This window comes from Amycolatopsis sp. NPDC051071, from assembly GCF_040682875.1.
GTDB lineage: Bacteria > Actinomycetota > Actinomycetes > Mycobacteriales > Pseudonocardiaceae > Amycolatopsis.
Map to the genome: position 1 here is coordinate 33,895 of NZ_JBFBBY010000047.1, position 17,013 is coordinate 50,907.

Below are 17,013 nucleotides of genomic sequence, written 5' to 3' on the forward strand. Positions count from 1 at the left end.
ATCACCCGATGAAGAACACTGTACGGCGGGTGGGGAGCAAACTCCACCGAACGATGAAGAAAGGCGGTTGTTAGGCTTCGGCGGTCATGACAGAACACGGCACCCCCCGAAGGTCCGGGCGCTGGCGGTCCGGCGCGGAGAGCAAGCAGCGGATCCTCCAGACCGCCCGCGAACTGTTCGGCCTGCACGGCTACAGCGGCACGACCGTGCGTGCGATCGCGACCTCGGCCGGGGTCGACCCGGCGATGGTGTTCTACTTCTTCGGCACCAAGCAGGGTCTCTTCGGCGCCGCGATCGAGATGTCCGGCAACGTCCCGCCCGCGATCGAGTCGCTCTTCACCGACGGCCTCGACGGCATCGGCGAGCGCGTCGTCCGCACCCTCCTGGAGAACCTCGACAAATCCGACCGCACCCCGCTCGTGATGCTGACCCGGTCGGCACCCACCGACGAAGGGTCCGGGGCGCTGCTGCGCGAGTTCATCGACCGGGAGATCACCGACCGGCTCGCGGCGATGCTCGACACGCCGGACGCCGCGCTGCGGGCAGGCATGGTCAACGTCCAAATCCTGGGGCTCGCGGTAGCGCGGTACATCGTCCGGATCGAACCGATCGCGTCGTCGTCCATCGACGAACTGGTCACCCGGTTCGGTCCGCTCGTGCAGCACTGCCTGACCGGGCCGGCAGTGCAGGAGACGTAAGGCGAAGGTGCCGTACTCGGGCGCGGGGCCGGTGTCCTACGTCGATGCCGGTCCAGGGAGCCGCCATGGCGGGCCCCTCTCGGCACTGGTGGTCGCGCGGACCGGCTGAGTTTGGTCCGCGCGACCGGGGAATCAGCCGAGGATCGCCCGCATCTCGGTGATCTCGGCCTGCTGGCCGTCGACCACCTTCTGCGCCAGCGCCTTCACCTCGGCGTTGGTTCCTTGCTGTAGCGCGGTCTTGGCCATGGTGAGCGCACCTTCGTGATGTTTGACCATCATCTCCAGCCACTGCCGGTCGAAGGCGGCGTCCTTGGCCCGGCCGAGGTTCGCGAGATCGTCCTCGGTCATCATCCCGGACATCGAGCCGTGTTCGGAATGTTCACCCGACGTCGCGACACCCCATCCCTTCAGCAATCCGTTCAGCTGCTGGATTTCCGGGTCTTGCGCCTGCTGGATCCGGCCCGCGAGGTCGATGACCTTCGCGTTCTTCGTCCGGCCTTCGACGAGTTTCGCCATTTCGAGGGCCTGCTGGTGATGCGGGATCATCCCCTGCGCGAACGTGACGTCGGCCTGGTTGTGGCCCGCCTGCTGGGGAGACGGCATGTTCATCGTGGACATGTCGTGCCCGCTGGACGGCTTGTCGGAGCTCGCACAGCCGGCGAGCACGGCGAAGGAGGCCAGGGCGGCGAGAGCCGCCCCGACCAGTTTCCTGCTGGTCATGGTTTCTTCCTCGGATCGATTTCGGGTATGGCGGGGGAAGTGCCCGCCTGTCACACCCGCGACACGCAAAGGAAGGACAACCGCTCCGGAACCGGTCTCCAGCGCGGCGGATCACGCCCCCAAGCCGAACCGTTGCCCGGCGGCGACTTCCACGTCGCCATGGTCCGTCCACGTCGGACGAGCAGCCACGCGACGAAGAGGAGCACGGCCGCCGCCAGCACCGCGAGACACAGGTGCAGTCCATTGTGCTCATTGTGCTCACTGCCGTCGTCGTGCGCGGGAGTGTCCGTACAGCACGGATCCGCCATCGCGACCGCGGCCATGTCGTGCGTGGCCGTTTCGTGCTTGGCTGTTTCGTGCCCGGCCGTTTTGTGCACAGCGCCGTGGCTTGCTTCGGCGGTGACGTGGTGCATCCCGACCAGACCCAGCGCCACCACGCACAGCAGCAGCCACCGGAGGGCGGCCGGGTACGCGGACTGGGTCACGCCTCCACCGTAGCCGACGTGAGATCGTGGGCGGGTGACGCTGTCCGAACACGACATCCGCGCCGTCCGCACCCGCGCGCAACTGCTCAGCACCCCGGCCACGGACGTACTCGCCGTCGCCCGGTCGGTCGCCGCGATCCAGGCGCAGTCGAGCCCCGCGGCCAGGCTCGCGTTCCGGGCTCGCTGCCGAAGCCTCACCGCGGCGGACGTCGACACGTCACGGGCGGTGGCGCGCACCTGGCTGATGCGCAAGACACTCCACCTGGTCCCGGCCGCCGATCTCCGCTGGCTGAACCGGCTGTTCGGGCCACGCAACGTCCAGGCGGGCCAGGGCCGCCGCCGTCAGCTCGGCCTCACCGACGAACTCTGCGAACGCGCGTCGAGACAGCTCCAGGATCTCTTGCCCGGTAAGACGCTCACCCGGCAGGAGATCCTGGAAGGCTTGGCGGATAACGGGGTAACGCTCGACCCGAGGTCGCAGGCCCCGGCACACCTGCTGGCGTACGCGGCCAACAGTGGGCTGATCTGCCGCGGCCCGGACGAGGGCGCGGAACCGACGTACGTTCTTCTCGACGAGTGGATCACCGAGGAGAACCACCCGGACGAGCCGGTGACGGAACTGGCCCGCCGGTACCTGACGGCGTACGGCGTCGCGACGGCCGACGACTTCGCCGCCTGGTCCGGACTTCCGCTCGGCACCTGCCGCAAGGCTTTCGACGTACTGGATCTCGCGGCGGCGGGCACCGGCTTCGCCCTCGCGGAAACCGACCTGACCGCTCCGGCCTGTCCCCCGCGGCTGCTCGGCGCTTTCGACACCTACTTGCTGGGCTACCGGGACCGCGATCTGCTCCTCGACCCCTCGCATGCGAAACGCGTCAACTCAGGCGGCGGGATGATCGCACCCACCGTGCTGGTGGACGGCCGGATCGCCGGAATCTGGCACACCAAGCGGACAGCGAAGCAGACGAAGGTCGTCATCGAACCCTTCGCCACGCTTTCGCGGTCCGCCATCGCCGGTCTTGAGTCCGAAGTGGACGATTACGGCCGCTTCGGTGGGGAAGCGGCCACACTTGTCACTTGAGGGACCGGAAGAACTCCCGCACGTCCGCGACCAGGATCTCGGGTTCCTCCAGCGCGGCGAAATGCCCGCCACGGTCGACGTCGGTCCAGCGGACGATCGTATGCGCCGGTTCCGAGTACCGCCGGATGCCGACGTCGTGGGCGAAGATCAGCGCCGCCGTCGGCACCCCCGAGTTCTTCTCCACGACACCCCACGCCTCGCCCTCGGCGTATCCGACGTACGCGGACGTCGCCGCCGTACCCGTGAGCCAGGTGAACATGACGTTGGTGAGCAACGTGTCGCGGTCGATGATTTCGTCCGGCAACGTCGGACGCGGATGTGTCCACTCGCGGAATTTGTCCATGATCCAGGCCAGCTGCGCGACCGGGGAGTCCACCAGCCCGTAGCCGAGTGTCTGCGGCCGCGTCGACTGGATCGAGATGTAGCCGAACTCTTCCCGCATGAACGCCGCGATCCGCCGGATGCGGTCGCGTTCGAGATCGGTCAGCGAAGCCAGTTCCTCCTCCGATAACTCCATCGGGGGCATCGGCGTCAGGCCGCCGTTGACATGCACGCCGATCACCTTGTCCGGCGCGGCCCTGCCCACCTCCGGCGACACCGCGGCGCCGATGTCGCCGCCCTGCACGCCGTAGCGTTCGTAGCCGAGCCGCCGCATGAGTTCCGCCCATGCCCGGCCGGTCCGGTGGGTGGTCCAGCCTGCTTCCGTGATCGGGCCCGAGAAACCGAAGCCGGGCAGCGAGGGGATGACGACGTGGAACGCGTCGGAAGGGTCTCCGCCGTATGCCCCCGGATCGGTGAGCGGTCCGATGACGCCGAGGAATTCCACCACCGATCCCGGCCAGCCGTGCGTGAGGATCAACGGCGTCGCGCCCTCTTCGGGTGAGCGGACGTGCAGGAAGTGGATGTTCTGCCCGTCGATTTCCGTGGTGAACTGCGGAAATCGGTTGATCTCGCGCTCGACGGCACGCCAGTCGTAGCCGTCACGCCAGTATTCGGCGAGTCCGCGCAGCCAGGCCACCGGCACCCCGGTGTCCCAGCAGTCCCCCGGGAGCGGAGCGGGCCAGCGCGTGCTGTCGAGCTTCGCGTGCAGTTCGTCGAGCTGCTCCTGCGGGATGTCGAGACGGAAGGGGCGGATCTCGGTGTTTTCCATGACGCTTACGTTATGAGCCATCGCGGACAGGTTCGGTCCTCAATCGGAACTGTTCCCCGGATACGGGAAGATGCGCTGGTGACGGACAAGTACTTGGCGTACGGCAGGCTCATCCGCGGCGGGAAGATCCTGTTCATCCGGCGGCGGCCCGGCTCCTTCCTCGGTGGCCATTGGGAACTGCCGGGTGGCACCGTCGAGCCAGGTGAGGCCACCGCGGAGACCGTGGTCCGCGAGTTCGCCGAGGAGACCGGCCTGGCCGTGCGGGTCACCGGCGAACGGGGCGCCCACAGCTGGGACGACGTCGAGGGCAGGCCGATGCGGATCCACGCCACGGTGTTCGCGCTCGCCGAAGAGGAGCCGGGCGACGTCGTGCTCGACCCGGACGAGCACGACGCTTTTGCCTGGTACACCAAGGAAGAAAGCGCCGGACTCGACCTCGCCGAGCACTTTCGGGACGCACTCGAAGACTGAGGCCGGGACCAGTCCCGAGTGGACCTCCCTACCCTCTGCCGCATGCTCCGACGCCTGCTCATCCCCCTCGCCGCCCTCGCCTTCGTCGCGGGATGCGGTTCAGAGTCGCCAGCCGAGCCCCCGAAGGCCGCGGACGGCGCCGATCTCGCCGCCTGTTCCGACGGCATCTGCGAGGTCAGCGCGAAAGCGGGCGGCAAGATCACGCTCCCCGCTCAGACGAGGGTCGAGTCCGTGACCGTGCGGTCCGTCGACGCCGACACGGTCGCGCTGGTCGCCACGGGCATCGGCACCAGGCAGGGCGGAACTTGTTCCGGCAAATGCGAAGCGTCGGGCACCGGCAAGGATTTCCAAGCCAAACTGTGGGCCGGGAGCGGCCTCACCTACAACAATCTGTCGGTCACCCTGCTGGGCGTCGGCGACGGCGCCGCCGTGCTCAGGATCAAACCCGCGGCCTGAGTCGCCCTTGTCCGTTCCGCCCAGCGGACGGCGGGCGCGATGAGCGTGCCTGCCAGCAGGAACAACCCACCCAGCACCACCCAGCCCACCGGGCCGCCCACCAGGATCAGGCTGGTCAGGAGCACCGGGCCGAGCATCCGGGCGATCGCCGTCCCGGCTCCGAAAAGCCCTTGGTACTGCCCCTGTTTCCCGTCGGGCGCGAGGCCGAAGCCGATCTCCCAGGAGCCCGCCGCCTGCGCCATCTCCCCCAGCACCTGCAACGCGGCCCCCGCGAGCAGGACCAGCGCGGCCGCCCAAGCGGAACTGCTCATGGCGGAGAACGAGAAGATCAAGCAGGAGACGAAGAGCAGCAGCCCGGCGTACCGGGCGTAGCGGGAGGCGCTGCGCAAACCGGTGACGCCGCGCGCCACCCGCACCTGGAAGACCACGACACTCGCCGTGTTGAGCACCAGCATCGCCGAGACCAGCCAGCTCGGGGCGGCCGTCCTTGTCGAGATCCACAGCGGCAGCACCAGGCTGAACAGCGGCATGTAGAGCAACATGATCATGTTGAGCAACGCCAGCAGCGCGTATGGCCGGTCGCGGAGGACGGCCACGGAGGGCTCGCCGGTCCGGACAGGCACCGGAGCCACCGAAGGAACCTTACGCAGCACGAGAGCCGCGACGACGAACGTGAGCGCGTCAATGACGAAGACGGTCAAGAAGGCCTCTCGCGTCCCGAGTGCCAGCGCGATCCCGCCGAGCGCCGCGCCGATCGCGATCCCCGCGTTGGACATCGCCTGCAACCGGGCGCGGAACGTCGTGCGCTCGGCCGGGTCGACCAGACCGGCGAGCAGTGCCTGCCTCGCCGCGCCGAGACCGCATTGGAAGCAGGCGTAGACGCAGGCCGCGATCATGAACGCGACGGCGGAGCCGATGAAGAGGAAGGCCGTGACCGACGCTGCCGTCCCGAGTCCCAGCAGGACGGCCGTTCCCTTCGGCCCGCGGCGGTCGGCCAGATGTCCCAGCGCGATCCCGGCCACCGAACCGACCGCCCAGCCCACGGTGAGGCCGAGACCGACCTGCGCGGGCGAAAGCCCGACGATCAGCGTGAAGTAGAGGGCCGAGCTGACGTAGTAGGCGCCGTCGCCGACGGAGCTGATCAGCTGCGCCAAGGCCAGTCTCTTCGTGGACTCCATGGACTCAAGTTAGGCGCCGGATTGGCCACATCCCAGTTCCAATTTCCGGCAGTTTGATTGGGCCAATGTACGCTCGGGTCGTGCCGTTCCACATCAGCCTCGACGGGCATACCGACCTGGCCGCGCGGATCTACCGCCAACTCCGCGACGGCATCCTCGACGGACGCCTGCGTTCCGACGAGCGTCTGCCGCCGACCAGGGAACTGGCCGGTGAGCTCGGCGTCTCGCGCAACACCGTCGCGGTCGCCTACGAACGGCTGACCGCGGAAGGCTTCCTCAGCGGTCAGGTCGGACGCGGCACGTTCGTCAGCGCCGATCCCATGGCGCGGACGGGCCGTGCCGCTCCCGCGGGTGCCGGACTGCGGCCTGCCGAACGCTGGCGTTCGCTTCCCGCCCCGCTCGGTGCCGACCGGCAGGAACCCGCCTTTGACTTCCGCGTCGGCGTCCCGGACCCGGGCCTGTTCCCGCTGCGGACGTGGCGCCGTCTGGTCAGCCAGGCACTGCGGCCGTCGTTGCTGCCGCCGTCGGGTTACGCCGATCCGGCCGGGCTCGAAGGACTCCGGGTGGCGATCGCCCGGCATATCGGCGCGGCCCGGTCGGTGCGGGCGAACGGTGAGGACGTCCTGGTCACCCAAGGGGCGCAACAGGCACTCGACCTGATCGGCCGCGTCCTGATCGAACCGGGTACCCGCGTCGCCGTCGAGGATCCCGGTTATCCCCCGGCCGGACGGCTTTTCGCGTCGCTGGGCGCACGGGTCGCGAAGGTGCCCGTCGACGCTGAAGGCCTGGACGTCACCGCACTCGCGAAAGGCACTCGTCTGGTCTATACGACGCCATCGCACCAGTTCCCGCTCGGCACGCCGATGTCACTCGCCAGAAGGACGGCGTTGCTGGCGTGGGCGGAGCGGAACGACGCGGTGATCGTCGAGGACGACTACGACAGCGAGTACCGGTTCTCCGACCGGCCGCTCGAACCACTTCAGAGCCTCGACCGCAACGGCAGGGTGCTCTACGTCGGTTCCTTCTCGAAGACCCTGCTTCCTTTGCTGCGGCTTGGTTTCCTTGTCGCACCCGCTTCGCTGCGCCCGGCGTTGAGGCAGGCGAAGCAGCTGATGGACTGGCACGGCGACCTCGTCACCCAATCGGCGTTGGCGAGCTTCATCGACGAAGGCCTGCTCGCCCGGCACGTCCGCAAGGCCACCCGTGAGTACGCGGTGCGGCGGGACCGGATCCTGGCCTTCGTGCACGACGAACTGCGGGACGTACTGGAAATCATCCCTTCGAGTGCCGGGCTGCACCTGTGCGCGACGGTCGCTCCACAAGCGACGGTCACTGTGGACGGTGTCGTCGCCGAGGCGGCACGTGCGGGCGTGGCCGTCGAAAGCCTTTCCAAGTACGGCGGAACGCGTGGCGGGCTGGTGATCGGTTACGGGATGGTCGGCGCCGACCGGATCGACGAGGGGCTCGCGCGGCTCGGCGCGTGCTTTTCGGCCGCCCGGGTGTCATGAAAGGGTCTTTCAAGACACTTTTCGTCTTGAAAGACCCTTTCATGACACCCGGATGCCGCCGTGCGCCCGAAATTGTCGTACCCCGGTGGTCTCCTGTTTCCCAGGCGACAGCGGGCCCCGGCCGGGGCCCGCGCGCGGAAGCGAGGAGGAAGTCCCATGGCCGGGGAAACAGTGCTCACGGTGATCGGCAACCTGACGACCGACCCGGAACTGAAGTTCACGCCGTCCGGGGCGGCGGTCGCGAACTTCACGGTCGCGTCGACGCCACGCGTCCTGGACAGGGCGAGCGGGGAATGGCGCGACGGCGACCCGCTGTTCCTGCGCTGCACACTGTGGAGACAGGCCGCGGAGAACCTGGCCGAATCACTCACCCGGGGTACCAGGGTGATCGTGCAGGGCAGGCTGAAGCAGCGATCGTACGAAACGAAGGAAGGCGAAAAACGCACGGTGGTCGAACTCGACGTCGACGAGATCGGCCCGTCACTGCGCTACGCGACGGCGAAGGTGAACAAGGCGGGCCGCAGTTCGAGCGGCACCCCGTCGGACGGCGCGTGGGAGCGAACGCCGGTGCCCGCCGGGAGTCCGGAGCCGCCCTTCTGAACCCGGTTCCGATCGGCGGGAGCTGAAGGGTGCTTTCCCCGCATGCGATGCGGCGAAAGTCCCTTCAGCCCCGACCTGTTTCGACCGGAAGTTCCCTCCCGCGAGGGACCGATCTCCCCCTCCGGCGCCATGCGGACCACGGCCGCCTGCTCGGATGCTGGAGGTCGTGAACACGACCACGATTGTCACGGAACTCGGGTTGGACCCGGCCGACAAGCGGCACGCGGCGTTCGCCGCCGGACTCCGCGCCGGGCTCGCCCGGGTCGAAGACGAACTCCAGGAGGTGTTGCGCAGTCCCGGCTATCCGGACCTCACCGAAGCGGCCACCCATCTCGTACGTGCGGGCGGAAAACGGCTCCGGCCCCTGATGGCCTTGACCGGCGCGGCGTTCGGCACCGACCCGGACGGAACGGTGCCGGACAAGGCGAATTCAGCCGCGGTCCTCGTCGAACTCGTCCACGTCGCGACGCTCTACCACGACGACGTCATGGACGAGGCTCCGATGCGGCACGGGGTGGCGAGTGGAAACTCCCTCTGGGGCAACAAAAGAGCCGTCCTGATCGGCGACTACGTCCTCGCCCGCGCGGCCGTGGTCGGCGCCGGACTCGGCGATTACGCGTTGAGCCTGCAGGCGAAAACGTTCGGCAGGCTCGTCCGCGGTCAGTTCCTGGAAACGACCGGGCCGTTCGAGGACTGCGGGAGGCACGCACCCTACGAACACCACCTCCAGGTGATGGCCGACAAATCCGCGTCGCTGATCGCCATGGCAGGCAGGCTCGGCGCGCGGGTGTCGGGCGCGGATGAGCGGATCATCGAAACGTTGGGCCAGTACGGGGAACTTCTCGGTGTGGCGTTCCAGATCTCCGACGACGTCCTCGACATCTCCGCCACCACCACGGATCTGGGAAAATCCGCGGGCACCGATCTCCGCGAGGGAATCGTGACCCTGCCGATGCTCCACGCGCTCGACGACGAAGGTCCCGGCGCCGTGCGGCTGCGTGAGATCGTCGGCCACGGACCGGTTTCCGATCCAGCTCTCCGGCACGAGGCACTCGAACTCCTGCGTGTCTCCCCCGGTGTCGACCGGGCCCTCGCCGAAGCACACGGCTACGCGGCCAAGGCCCGGGATCTCGCGCTCAGCCTGCCCGAGTGTCCGGCAAGGGCGCTTTTGGTCGGCCTTTCGGCGTACGTGGTGAACCGCGGCGAATAACCCCGCGGCGTTCGCTGCCAGGGTCGAAGGGCAACGCAAGGCGACAGATGGGGTCGCCCCACACAGTCCCGCACCACACAGTCCCGCACGGCAGTCACTCCTCCGCGGCCGGAGGGGACGCCCAAGACCACGAATAGATTCTGTCCGGCACTCGAAAACCCTTTCCGGGGCTAGAATCCGACGGCGTGCCCGCGGCGGGCACCTGGCGATGAGAAACGAGGCCGGTGACCGAGGTGACGGACCGCGGCGGGGAGAGGGTCGTTCCCCGCCAGGTGGACAGATTCGATCAACGGCGCGCGCAACTGGCGATGTCGGCACTGGTCACGTTGTCCGAACTGGGCTACGCCCGCACGAGCCTGCGGGACATCGCGCAGAACTCCGAGTTCTCCCACGGGGTCCTGCACTACTACTTCCGGAACAAGGCCGAGCTGATCACGTACTGCGTCAAGCAGTACAAGACCGAATGCGTCACCCGGTACGACCGGATAGTCGAGAGCGCGGAGACGGCCGACGGCCTGAAACGGGCGTTCGGCGCGGCGATGGCGACGACGTTGCGCGAAGACGCGCGGCTGCACCGGCTCTGGTACGACTTGCGTAATCAGAGCCTGTTCGAGAAGGTGTTCCGGGCGGACGTCCTCGCCATCGACGAGACGCTGGAGCTGATGATCTGGCGGATCGTGGCCCGGTACGCGGAATTGCTCGGCAAGCCGCTGGACCTGGACCCCTCGACGGTCTACGCGCTCTTCGACGGCCTGTTCCAGCAAGGGCTGCTGAAGTATCTCGCCGGCCGGGACGGCGCGGCGAGACATCTTCAGGATTCGGCCGAACGAGTTTTGACGCGGATCTTCACCACTTGATGGTCGGGTACCAGATCATCCCCGTCCGGCCCAGCACCCGCAGATCCCAGTACAGCAGCGTGAACGTACCCGCGATCAGCAGCGCGGCGCCGGTCACGACGGCGATCCTGGTGGGTTTGGCGAGCATCCACCGTTGCAGCCGCCCGCCCGTCCCGTTCGTGAGGATGAGGAACAGCAGCGCCATCACCAAGATGTTGCCGACGGACTGCAACGCGAACGCGGCCGCGCCGTAGAAGACGTTGTGGCTTTCGGCCGCGCTGCGGAACATCATCCGGAACAACGGGAACGGGCGGCCGATCAGGAATCCGCCGATGAGCGCGCCCATCAGGACGAGCGGCGTCGGCGGGAACCGGCGGGTGAGACCGGCGATCGGATTGCGGATGATGCCGACGGAAGCCAAGCCCAGCACGATGAACACGATCCCGATCACACCGAAGACGATCATCGACTGGATGCTCCGCGGCGTGAGCCCGCCCGGTGAGGTCGCCGTCGAGAACTGCGGCATCCGGGTGCCGACGAGTGCGACGATCACGCCGTACACCACGGAAACGGTCAGCATGCCCGCCGCGATCCAGCCCAGCGGCTTCAAGGTGCCGGCGAACTTCGGCCGTCCGGCGGTTTCGCCACCGACCAGCGGGGCGACGGCGCCGAACGCGGCGATGTTGCACGCGGTGAATGTCCCGGCGAGTCCCGAGACGAACGCGAAGAACGTTCCGGCCAGGACACCGCCGATCGGGGTCTCCTTGGCGTTGTGTCCCAGGAGGGTGTTGGCGACGCTGTCGCCGATCACACTGTCCACAAAGGGCGCGGACCAGATCACCGTCAGCGCGAAACCGGCGAGGACGGACCAGAAGACGACCCGCCACCGATGCTCCGGATACGGTCCGGAACCGAGGAAAGTCGCTTGCGGGGTAAGGGGAACGCGTTCGGTGACGGACATCGGCCCTCCGGGGTTAGGCGATTCCTCTGCCGCTCATCGTCGTTCCCGGGAGGAAGGTGCGCCACCTCCAAAGTGCCGATCCGGGGTGCCGCCGAGCGGCCTATGCGCTACGGCGGCCCCGCCGGCCGCTACACCTAGGTGTCCACTGTGGCACGGAATCCCGGATACTCGCCTTCGAGTCGTTGCAGTTGCGAAGTCAGCTCTCCGATGCGGACCTCGTACTCCCGGCGCAACGATTCGTAACGCAGGATCAGGGAGCTGTAGCAACGCAGGTCGTCCTGTTCGAGCGAGCCGTCGCGGAAGGCCGTCCAGAACACCAGCGCTGCCGAAACGAGCATCACGAACGCGACCAGGACGGCCAGCAGGAAAGCGAGACTGGTCAGACCGCTCAGCTCGCCCTCGGTGTAGACCCGGACGAACATCACCGCCGCGATCAGGCCGACCAGCACCACCGCGGCCAGCATGCTCAGCTTAGAACCACGCGAAAGCGTGCGCCAGGTGAGCCGCCGCCGGTCGTCCTTGTTCTCCCGCTGGTCGTGTCCGAGGTGGTAGAGGGCCGCCGCGGCGCCGCCGGTGGCCAGTACCGAGATCACGACGCTGATCACCAGTTGCAGGCCGAGCGGATTCGCCCAGTCGACGTTGAACATCGAACTCGCCAGCCAGAGCATCACCGGGAAGTCGACCACCACCAGTCCGAGCAGGGTGAGCACCTTCGCCGACCTCGACACGCGATAGTGCCGCAGGCTGCCGCGCAGTTCGTCGAAATCGATCTGCTCGGTCAGCATCTCCGCGCGGTGCTTGGCCTCGTACACGGTCATGAACTGCCCGCGAGGCCCGATCACCGGGGTGCGCAGGACGCGGTCCGCGGCGAGCTTCAGCTCCGCGATCCGCGCGCCGAGCCTGCCCATGGTTCCGGCGGCCGCCCGCTGATAGTCGTCTTGATGGTCCTCCGCCGCCGCCCGCCGCAGTGGCAGGCGTGGGGTGATCCGGTCCAACCCGTCCATGACTGTCCTCCCTCGCTCAGTACGTGATGTCGACCCGGCGCATCTTCACGGCGACGCCTTCGTCGAAGACACCACCGGACATCGCCGTCATACCCGGCGCGGTCCCCCCTCCACTCGCATCGATCCGAACGCCCGCCCCGGCCGCTCGCAGTGCGCCCGCCACCGCGTTCGCCCGTGCGGCCGACAGCTCCGCCCTGCGCTGTCCGGTCGAACCCGGCGGATCCGCCGTGAACCCGCGGACGACGACCCCCGCTGAAGGCTTCGCGGCGATCCTCGACGCCAGTTCCGCCAGAACCCCTTGTGCGGCGGGGGAAAGCGCGGCGGAATCCCCGGCGAAGCCGAGGACGTCATTGGACAACGTCGTCTTCGTCGTCCCGTCCGGCCCGCGGACCGAGACGATCCCGGGCACCGGGACGTCGGGTGTGGGGACGGTCCCGTTCGGCGGCCGGGAGTCGAGCCTTGCCTCGTCGAAGAGGCATTCGGCGGCACCCGCCGCGTGGCAGATCTCCCGCCAGTACGCGACGAGCCGTTCCCTGACAGGCAGGGAAAGCGGTGCCTGCGGCCCCGCGGTGGCGCCGATCCCGGCCATCACGAACCGCCAGCCGCCCAGTTTGGGCAGCAGTCCTCGTGCCTTCAGTTCCGCCGCCGGCGCGGCCGGTTCGAGCTGCCAGCCCGTCCGCCTCAAGTCGAACCCGCCGTCGGTCGAAAGCCCGCTGCTGAGCACGACGAGTGTCCCGGGTCCGACGCCGCGGACCGCGTTGTCGATACCGGCCAGCAGGTCGACGCCCGGCCGCGTGGCGGCCAGCCCGCCGACGGCTTCCGAGACCCGCCGGACATTGGCGTCGACGAGGTTTTCGCGTTGCAACCCGTGCTCGACGGCGCCGTTGGCCCGGCGCGGGGTCAGCGGGAGGGTCTGAGTGGTGTCACCGTCGGCCGTCGCCACGATCGCGAGGCTGCCCTTGCCGTTCTTGCCATCGGTGGCGTTCGTACTGCGCGCCGCCTCCGCGAGCCGGCTCTCGATCCCCGAAGGAAGCGAAGGACGCGGTTCGTTCGCACTGGCGGAGGCGAGGATGACGATCCGCTCCCCGTCGCCGCCGTCCGCTCCGGCGCGGGCTCCACAGGCGCTGACCAGCGCGGTGGCCAGTACGAAGATCGGTAGTGCGGCTCGCGAACGCTTCACGGTGACCTCCCCGGCTTTGAAGGCAAACCCCAGTGTGGCAGTTGCCGACGCCTAGCGTCAATTGCCATTATTGACAGGCAGTTGACGGATATGAACTTGAGATCTACCCAGCCACTTCTCGACTCACACTGGTGCGTTTGAGTGAATGACGCCCGTAGGGAGCCGAGACCGAACCCCGAGGGGGCGGCGGTATGCTCCCCGCGAAGAATTACCAGGAGTAACGTGCGGCAATAGCCGCACGAAAGACCCAACGCGATGGCAACTGCCGATGCGAACGGAGTAAACTATTCCGATGAGTGGTCCGGTACCCGGCGTGGACGGTGTCCGCAGTGCTCTGGTGAGGCTGCGGACGCGGACCGGGCTGAGCGCCGAAAGGTTGCGTTCCACGGAAGTCGGAGTGAGGCCGATCCTCGACCTCCCAGTGGTCCGGCAGATCGTGAACACCACGGACAAATCCGAACCCGAGGCCGCGCTGGACGCGGTGCGGCGGATCGCGGGCCAGCTGCCGACCGAGGAACTCGTGATCGTCGACATGGCGCTCTCCCTCGGCCTGCTCGCCGAACGATTCCCCGACGCCCCCGAGATCGAGACCCTGTACGCGGCCGACGTCGGCGAACGCCGCGAGCGGCTCGTGGAACTCTGGGAACCGATCCACCGGTTACTCGGTGCGGACCTCCCCGAACGGCATCTGACCGTGCGGGCGCTCCGGTCCACCTTGGAGAGTGGCGCCCTCTCCAAACTGGCCGAACTCTGTGTCAGCAGTTCCGTTCTCGACGTGGCCCTCCCCGAGCCCGGCGTGACGAAGGGCGTCACGCCACGCGCGGCGACCGTGAGCGTGGTCGGGTCCGCCGTCGTCGACCACATCTACGTCGTGGACCACATCCCGTCTCCTGGATCGTCGACGCCGCTCATCTCCTACGAGACGCATCCCGGCGGAAAAGGCCTCAACCACGCGGTGGCGAACGCCCGCCTGGGGATGGACGTGCACATGATCAGCGCGGTCGGCGACGACCAGCCAGGGCAGATGCTGCTGGACTACATGGCGGCCGAAGGCATGCGGCTGAACCTGGTGAAGGTGGTGCCGAACGCCAAGACCCCGGTGGTCGGGGTGTTCATGACCCGCAACGGTGGCGCGGTCCTGCTGCCGTGGATGAACGAAGGCGAGATCCGGCTCGACCCGGCCGACTTTCACACCCACTCGCTGCGAAGCGTGCTCGAAGCGTCGGACGCCGTCGTGATCACGTTCGAGCAGCCCATGGCGGCCACCCGTGAGGTACTGCGCGTGGTGAGCAGCCTCGAGAAGAAGCCGCTGATCGTGGTCCGGCCATCACCGCCGATCGCCAGCCCTCAGTTCCTGTACGAGCATTTCGCCGACATCGACTACCTGGTCGGTACCCAGTGGGAGCTCCGGGAACTGCTCTCGGGGGCCAGCGACGAGATCACCACGGAGGCGCTGGCGTCGAGCCTGCTCATGCTCGGCGTGCACGGCGTCTGCATCACCGAGGAATTCGGCTGCATGGTGCGCTCGGAGCATCTGCGGGCGGATATCGCCCGCTTCCCGACCGCCTTGCGGGATACGCCCGGCGCGCGGGAGGCCTTCAGTGCCGCCCTGATCCACCGCCTGCTGCTGAAGGACCGCAAGATCGACCAGTCCGACCTCGAATGGGCGACCGCGGCCATGACCGCGGCGCAGTCGTTCGGCGGGGTCGCGGATTCGATGCCGATGGCGCAGCAGGTGGACCGGGTCCTCAAGGTGTCTCCGGAGCACGAAGCCCATGACTGAACAGCTCTTCGTCGAGCACTCACTCAGCCGCACCGGCGGGACCGGCTTCCGGGTCCGGGTCCTCGACGACGCGTTGATCACCGGAAATCCCCCGGTGGCCGCGATCTACGGCGAACCGGAGGACGACTGTCTCGTCCGGATCCATTCGCGCTGTGTCTACTCCGAGATCCTCGGCTCGGTCGACTGCGACTGTCACGACCAGGTCCAGCAGGCGAAGCAGCTGATCTCCGCCGCCGGCACCGGCGTGATCATCTACCTCGACCAGGAGGGGCGCGGCGCCGGACTGCTCGCGAAGGCACGCGGGTACGTCTACAGCCAGCTGCACCAGGCGGACACCTTCGCCAGTTACCGCGCCCTGCATCTGCCCGACGACTCCCGCGACTACGCCGCCGCCGCCGATCTGCTGGAGAGTCTCGGCCTTGCCCGTGTGCGGTTGCTGACCAACAACCCGGAAAAGATGAAGGCACTGGAATCTCGTGGGATCATCGTCGAACGCGAGCCGTCGCTCGTGCCGGTGAGTGAGTCGGCTCGCGCGTATCTCGAGGCCAAGCGCCAGCACGGCCACCTGATCCCGAGCCTGACCGACAGCTGAGCCACCGGTTCCCGGAGGACGATGGACTTCGACGAGGTCGCGGACGAGCTCTACGCCGGCGATCCGGCCGAGTTCGTCACGGTGCGCAATCAGCGGGCGAAAGAGGCCAAGGCGGCGGGTGACGCGGCGTTGGCCGAACGCGTCCGCTCACTCCGGAAACCCACGCTCGCGGCCACGATCCTCAACCGCCGGGCGGGTTCCCCCGAACTGGCGGAACTGGCGCGGCTCGGTGAGGACCTGCGGAAGGCGCATTCGGCGCTGGCCGGGGCGGAACTGCGGAAACTCACCCGTCGGCGGCAGGAACTGGTGAACCAGGTCCTCCAGGGCGAACGTTCGATGAGCGAGTCGGTCGCCCGCGAAGTCGAAGCGACCCTGGAAGCCGTCGTGGCCGACCCCGAGGTGGCGGCGCTCGCCTTGGCCGGACGGCTCAGTGCCGGCGCGGACAACGCGAGCGACCAGTGGCTGACGAGCGGGTTCACGCCGAGGCCGAAACGGGAACCCGCTCCGGAGCGGCAAAAACCGGCCACCGTGTCGCGTTTGGACGATCGGCGGAGGGCAAAGCAGAAGGCCGCCGCCGATGCCGCCACGAAGGCCGACAAGGCACGAAGCGCCAAAACCCGTGAAGAAGCCGAACGCGAACAAAAGCGGCTCGCGGAGTTCAACCGGCTTCGGCACGAGGCTGCCGAACTCGCGAAAGACGTCAAGCAGGCGGAAATCGACCTGTCCCGCGCCGGACGCCGGTCCGAAAAGGCCACGGAGAAGGCGAACGACCTCCGGCAGCGGCTCGCCGACGCCGAACTCGAGGAAGAGACGGCGAACGGTGAGACCACCGCCGCCCAGACCACCCTGGACGACCTGCGCGCGGAAGCGGAGCGGATCGACGAGGCCCTCGAAAAGTACTAGCTAGATGGTCGATTCCGTGATAGGAGGCTGGGCCATTCCAACCAGGGGGCTTGACTGGTTATCCCTCATTGCTACTCACGACTCCCTGGACCGACTCGCTCGCGGGGGTGTCGCGAAGGGCACTCACGCCCCACGTGACCCGAGGGTAGTCGCGGTGTCTTGAAGGCCCCCTTTGAGACGTTGATCGTCTCAAAGGG

18 protein-coding genes are annotated in these 17,013 nt (G+C 68.0%); 11 read left to right on the forward strand and 7 right to left on the reverse strand.

The genetic code is table 11. The annotated features are described in order from the left end of the window. The first annotated feature begins 86 nt into the window (after positions 1-86). Complete coding sequence (locus tag AB0M65_RS17545) at positions 87-698, forward strand: TetR family transcriptional regulator (RefSeq protein ID WP_364028365.1); 612 nt, start codon at positions 87-89, stop codon at positions 696-698. Positions 699-830: 132 nt separating this feature from the next. On the opposite strand, the gene AB0M65_RS17550 is transcribed toward AB0M65_RS17545, so the two are convergent. Together AB0M65_RS17550 and AB0M65_RS17555 are read right to left on the reverse strand one after the other, a co-directional pair. Beyond that, positions 831-1,418 (reverse strand): DUF305 domain-containing protein, encoded by a 588-nt coding sequence (locus AB0M65_RS17550; protein WP_364028367.1) that lies wholly within the window; start codon positions 1,416-1,418, stop codon positions 831-833. A gap of 50 nt (positions 1,419-1,468) precedes the next feature. Then, the gene (locus tag AB0M65_RS17555; RefSeq protein ID WP_364028369.1) at positions 1,469-1,903 is read right to left on the reverse strand and encodes a DUF6153 family protein; all 435 of its coding nucleotides are present in this window, start codon (positions 1,901-1,903) and stop codon (positions 1,469-1,471) included. 34 nt (positions 1,904-1,937) lie between these two features. On the opposite strand from AB0M65_RS17555, the gene AB0M65_RS17560 reads away from it, so the two are divergent. Next, entirely contained in the window at positions 1,938-2,984 is a 1,047-nt protein-coding gene (locus AB0M65_RS17560; RefSeq protein WP_364028371.1) for a winged helix DNA-binding domain-containing protein, read from the forward strand. Here the strand turns inward: AB0M65_RS17560 and AB0M65_RS17565 are convergent. Continuing rightward, positions 2,977-4,134 carry an epoxide hydrolase family protein gene (locus AB0M65_RS17565; RefSeq protein WP_364028373.1) on the reverse strand — a complete coding sequence of 386 codons (1,158 nt, stop codon included), beginning with the start codon at positions 4,132-4,134 and terminating at the stop codon, positions 2,977-2,979. The genes AB0M65_RS17560 and AB0M65_RS17565 overlap by 8 nt on opposite strands. Before the next feature lie 78 nt (positions 4,135-4,212). Between AB0M65_RS17565 and AB0M65_RS17570 the strand changes: the two genes are divergently transcribed. Next, positions 4,213-4,605: an NUDIX hydrolase gene (locus AB0M65_RS17570; protein WP_364028375.1), complete on the forward strand. Its 393-nt coding sequence runs from the start codon at positions 4,213-4,215 to the stop codon at positions 4,603-4,605. 42 nt (positions 4,606-4,647) lie between these two features. Beyond that, on the forward strand, positions 4,648-5,061 hold the full coding sequence (locus AB0M65_RS17575; protein ID WP_364028377.1) for a hypothetical protein: 414 nt from the start codon (positions 4,648-4,650) through the stop codon (positions 5,059-5,061). Here AB0M65_RS17575 and AB0M65_RS17580 read toward each other — a convergent pair. Next, the gene (locus AB0M65_RS17580) at positions 4,986-6,239 is read right to left on the reverse strand and encodes an MFS transporter (protein WP_364028379.1); all 1,254 of its coding nucleotides are present in this window, start codon (positions 6,237-6,239) and stop codon (positions 4,986-4,988) included. The two genes, AB0M65_RS17575 and AB0M65_RS17580, sit on opposite strands and share 76 nt — an antisense overlap. Positions 6,240-6,319: 80 nt before the next feature. Between AB0M65_RS17580 and AB0M65_RS17585 the strand changes: the two genes are divergently transcribed. The 4 genes from AB0M65_RS17585 (at position 6,320) to AB0M65_RS17600 (ending at position 10,414) form a co-directional block, all read left to right on the forward strand. Next, the gene (locus tag AB0M65_RS17585) at positions 6,320-7,747 is read left to right on the forward strand and encodes a PLP-dependent aminotransferase family protein (protein WP_364028381.1); all 1,428 of its coding nucleotides are present in this window, start codon (positions 6,320-6,322) and stop codon (positions 7,745-7,747) included. Positions 7,748-7,903: 156 nt separating this feature from the next. Next, entirely contained in the window at positions 7,904-8,347 is a 444-nt protein-coding gene (locus tag AB0M65_RS17590; protein WP_364028383.1) for a single-stranded DNA-binding protein, read from the forward strand. A 166-nt stretch (positions 8,348-8,513) separates the two neighbouring features. After that, the gene (locus AB0M65_RS17595; RefSeq protein ID WP_364028385.1) at positions 8,514-9,557 is read left to right on the forward strand and encodes a polyprenyl synthetase family protein; all 1,044 of its coding nucleotides are present in this window, start codon (positions 8,514-8,516) and stop codon (positions 9,555-9,557) included. A gap of 224 nt (positions 9,558-9,781) precedes the next feature. Then, complete coding sequence (locus AB0M65_RS17600; RefSeq protein WP_364028387.1) at positions 9,782-10,414, forward strand: TetR/AcrR family transcriptional regulator; 633 nt, start codon at positions 9,782-9,784, stop codon at positions 10,412-10,414. On the opposite strand, the gene AB0M65_RS17605 is transcribed toward AB0M65_RS17600, so the two are convergent. From AB0M65_RS17605 to AB0M65_RS17615, 3 genes are all read right to left on the reverse strand, one after another. Further along, positions 10,404-11,354, reverse strand: coding sequence for a hypothetical protein (locus tag AB0M65_RS17605; RefSeq protein WP_364028389.1), 951 nt, complete (start codon positions 11,352-11,354; stop codon positions 10,404-10,406). The two genes, AB0M65_RS17600 and AB0M65_RS17605, sit on opposite strands and share 11 nt — an antisense overlap. 134 nt (positions 11,355-11,488) lie before the next feature. Further along, positions 11,489-12,358 (reverse strand): hypothetical protein, encoded by an 870-nt coding sequence (locus AB0M65_RS17610; RefSeq protein ID WP_364028391.1) that lies wholly within the window; start codon positions 12,356-12,358, stop codon positions 11,489-11,491. A gap of 16 nt (positions 12,359-12,374) precedes the next feature. After that, positions 12,375-13,538 carry an OmpA family protein gene (locus AB0M65_RS17615; RefSeq protein WP_364028393.1) on the reverse strand — a complete coding sequence of 388 codons (1,164 nt, stop codon included), beginning with the start codon at positions 13,536-13,538 and terminating at the stop codon, positions 12,375-12,377. Positions 13,539-13,830: 292 nt separating this feature from the next. Between AB0M65_RS17615 and AB0M65_RS17620 the strand changes: the two genes are divergently transcribed. The 3 genes from AB0M65_RS17620 to AB0M65_RS17630 are packed head-to-tail and all read left to right on the forward strand — an operon-like array spanning position 13,831 to position 16,816. After that, a complete protein-coding gene (locus tag AB0M65_RS17620; protein WP_364028395.1) occupies positions 13,831-15,321 on the forward strand; it encodes a PfkB family carbohydrate kinase in 1,491 nt (496 codons plus the stop codon). Beyond that, on the forward strand, positions 15,314-15,913 hold the full coding sequence (locus AB0M65_RS17625) for a GTP cyclohydrolase II (protein ID WP_364028397.1): 600 nt from the start codon (positions 15,314-15,316) through the stop codon (positions 15,911-15,913). The genes AB0M65_RS17620 and AB0M65_RS17625 overlap by 8 nt, the downstream gene beginning before the upstream one ends. Positions 15,914-15,934: 21 nt before the next feature. Further along, the gene (locus AB0M65_RS17630) at positions 15,935-16,816 is read left to right on the forward strand and encodes a hypothetical protein (protein ID WP_364028399.1); all 882 of its coding nucleotides are present in this window, start codon (positions 15,935-15,937) and stop codon (positions 16,814-16,816) included. The last annotated feature ends 197 nt before the right edge of the window (positions 16,817-17,013 follow it).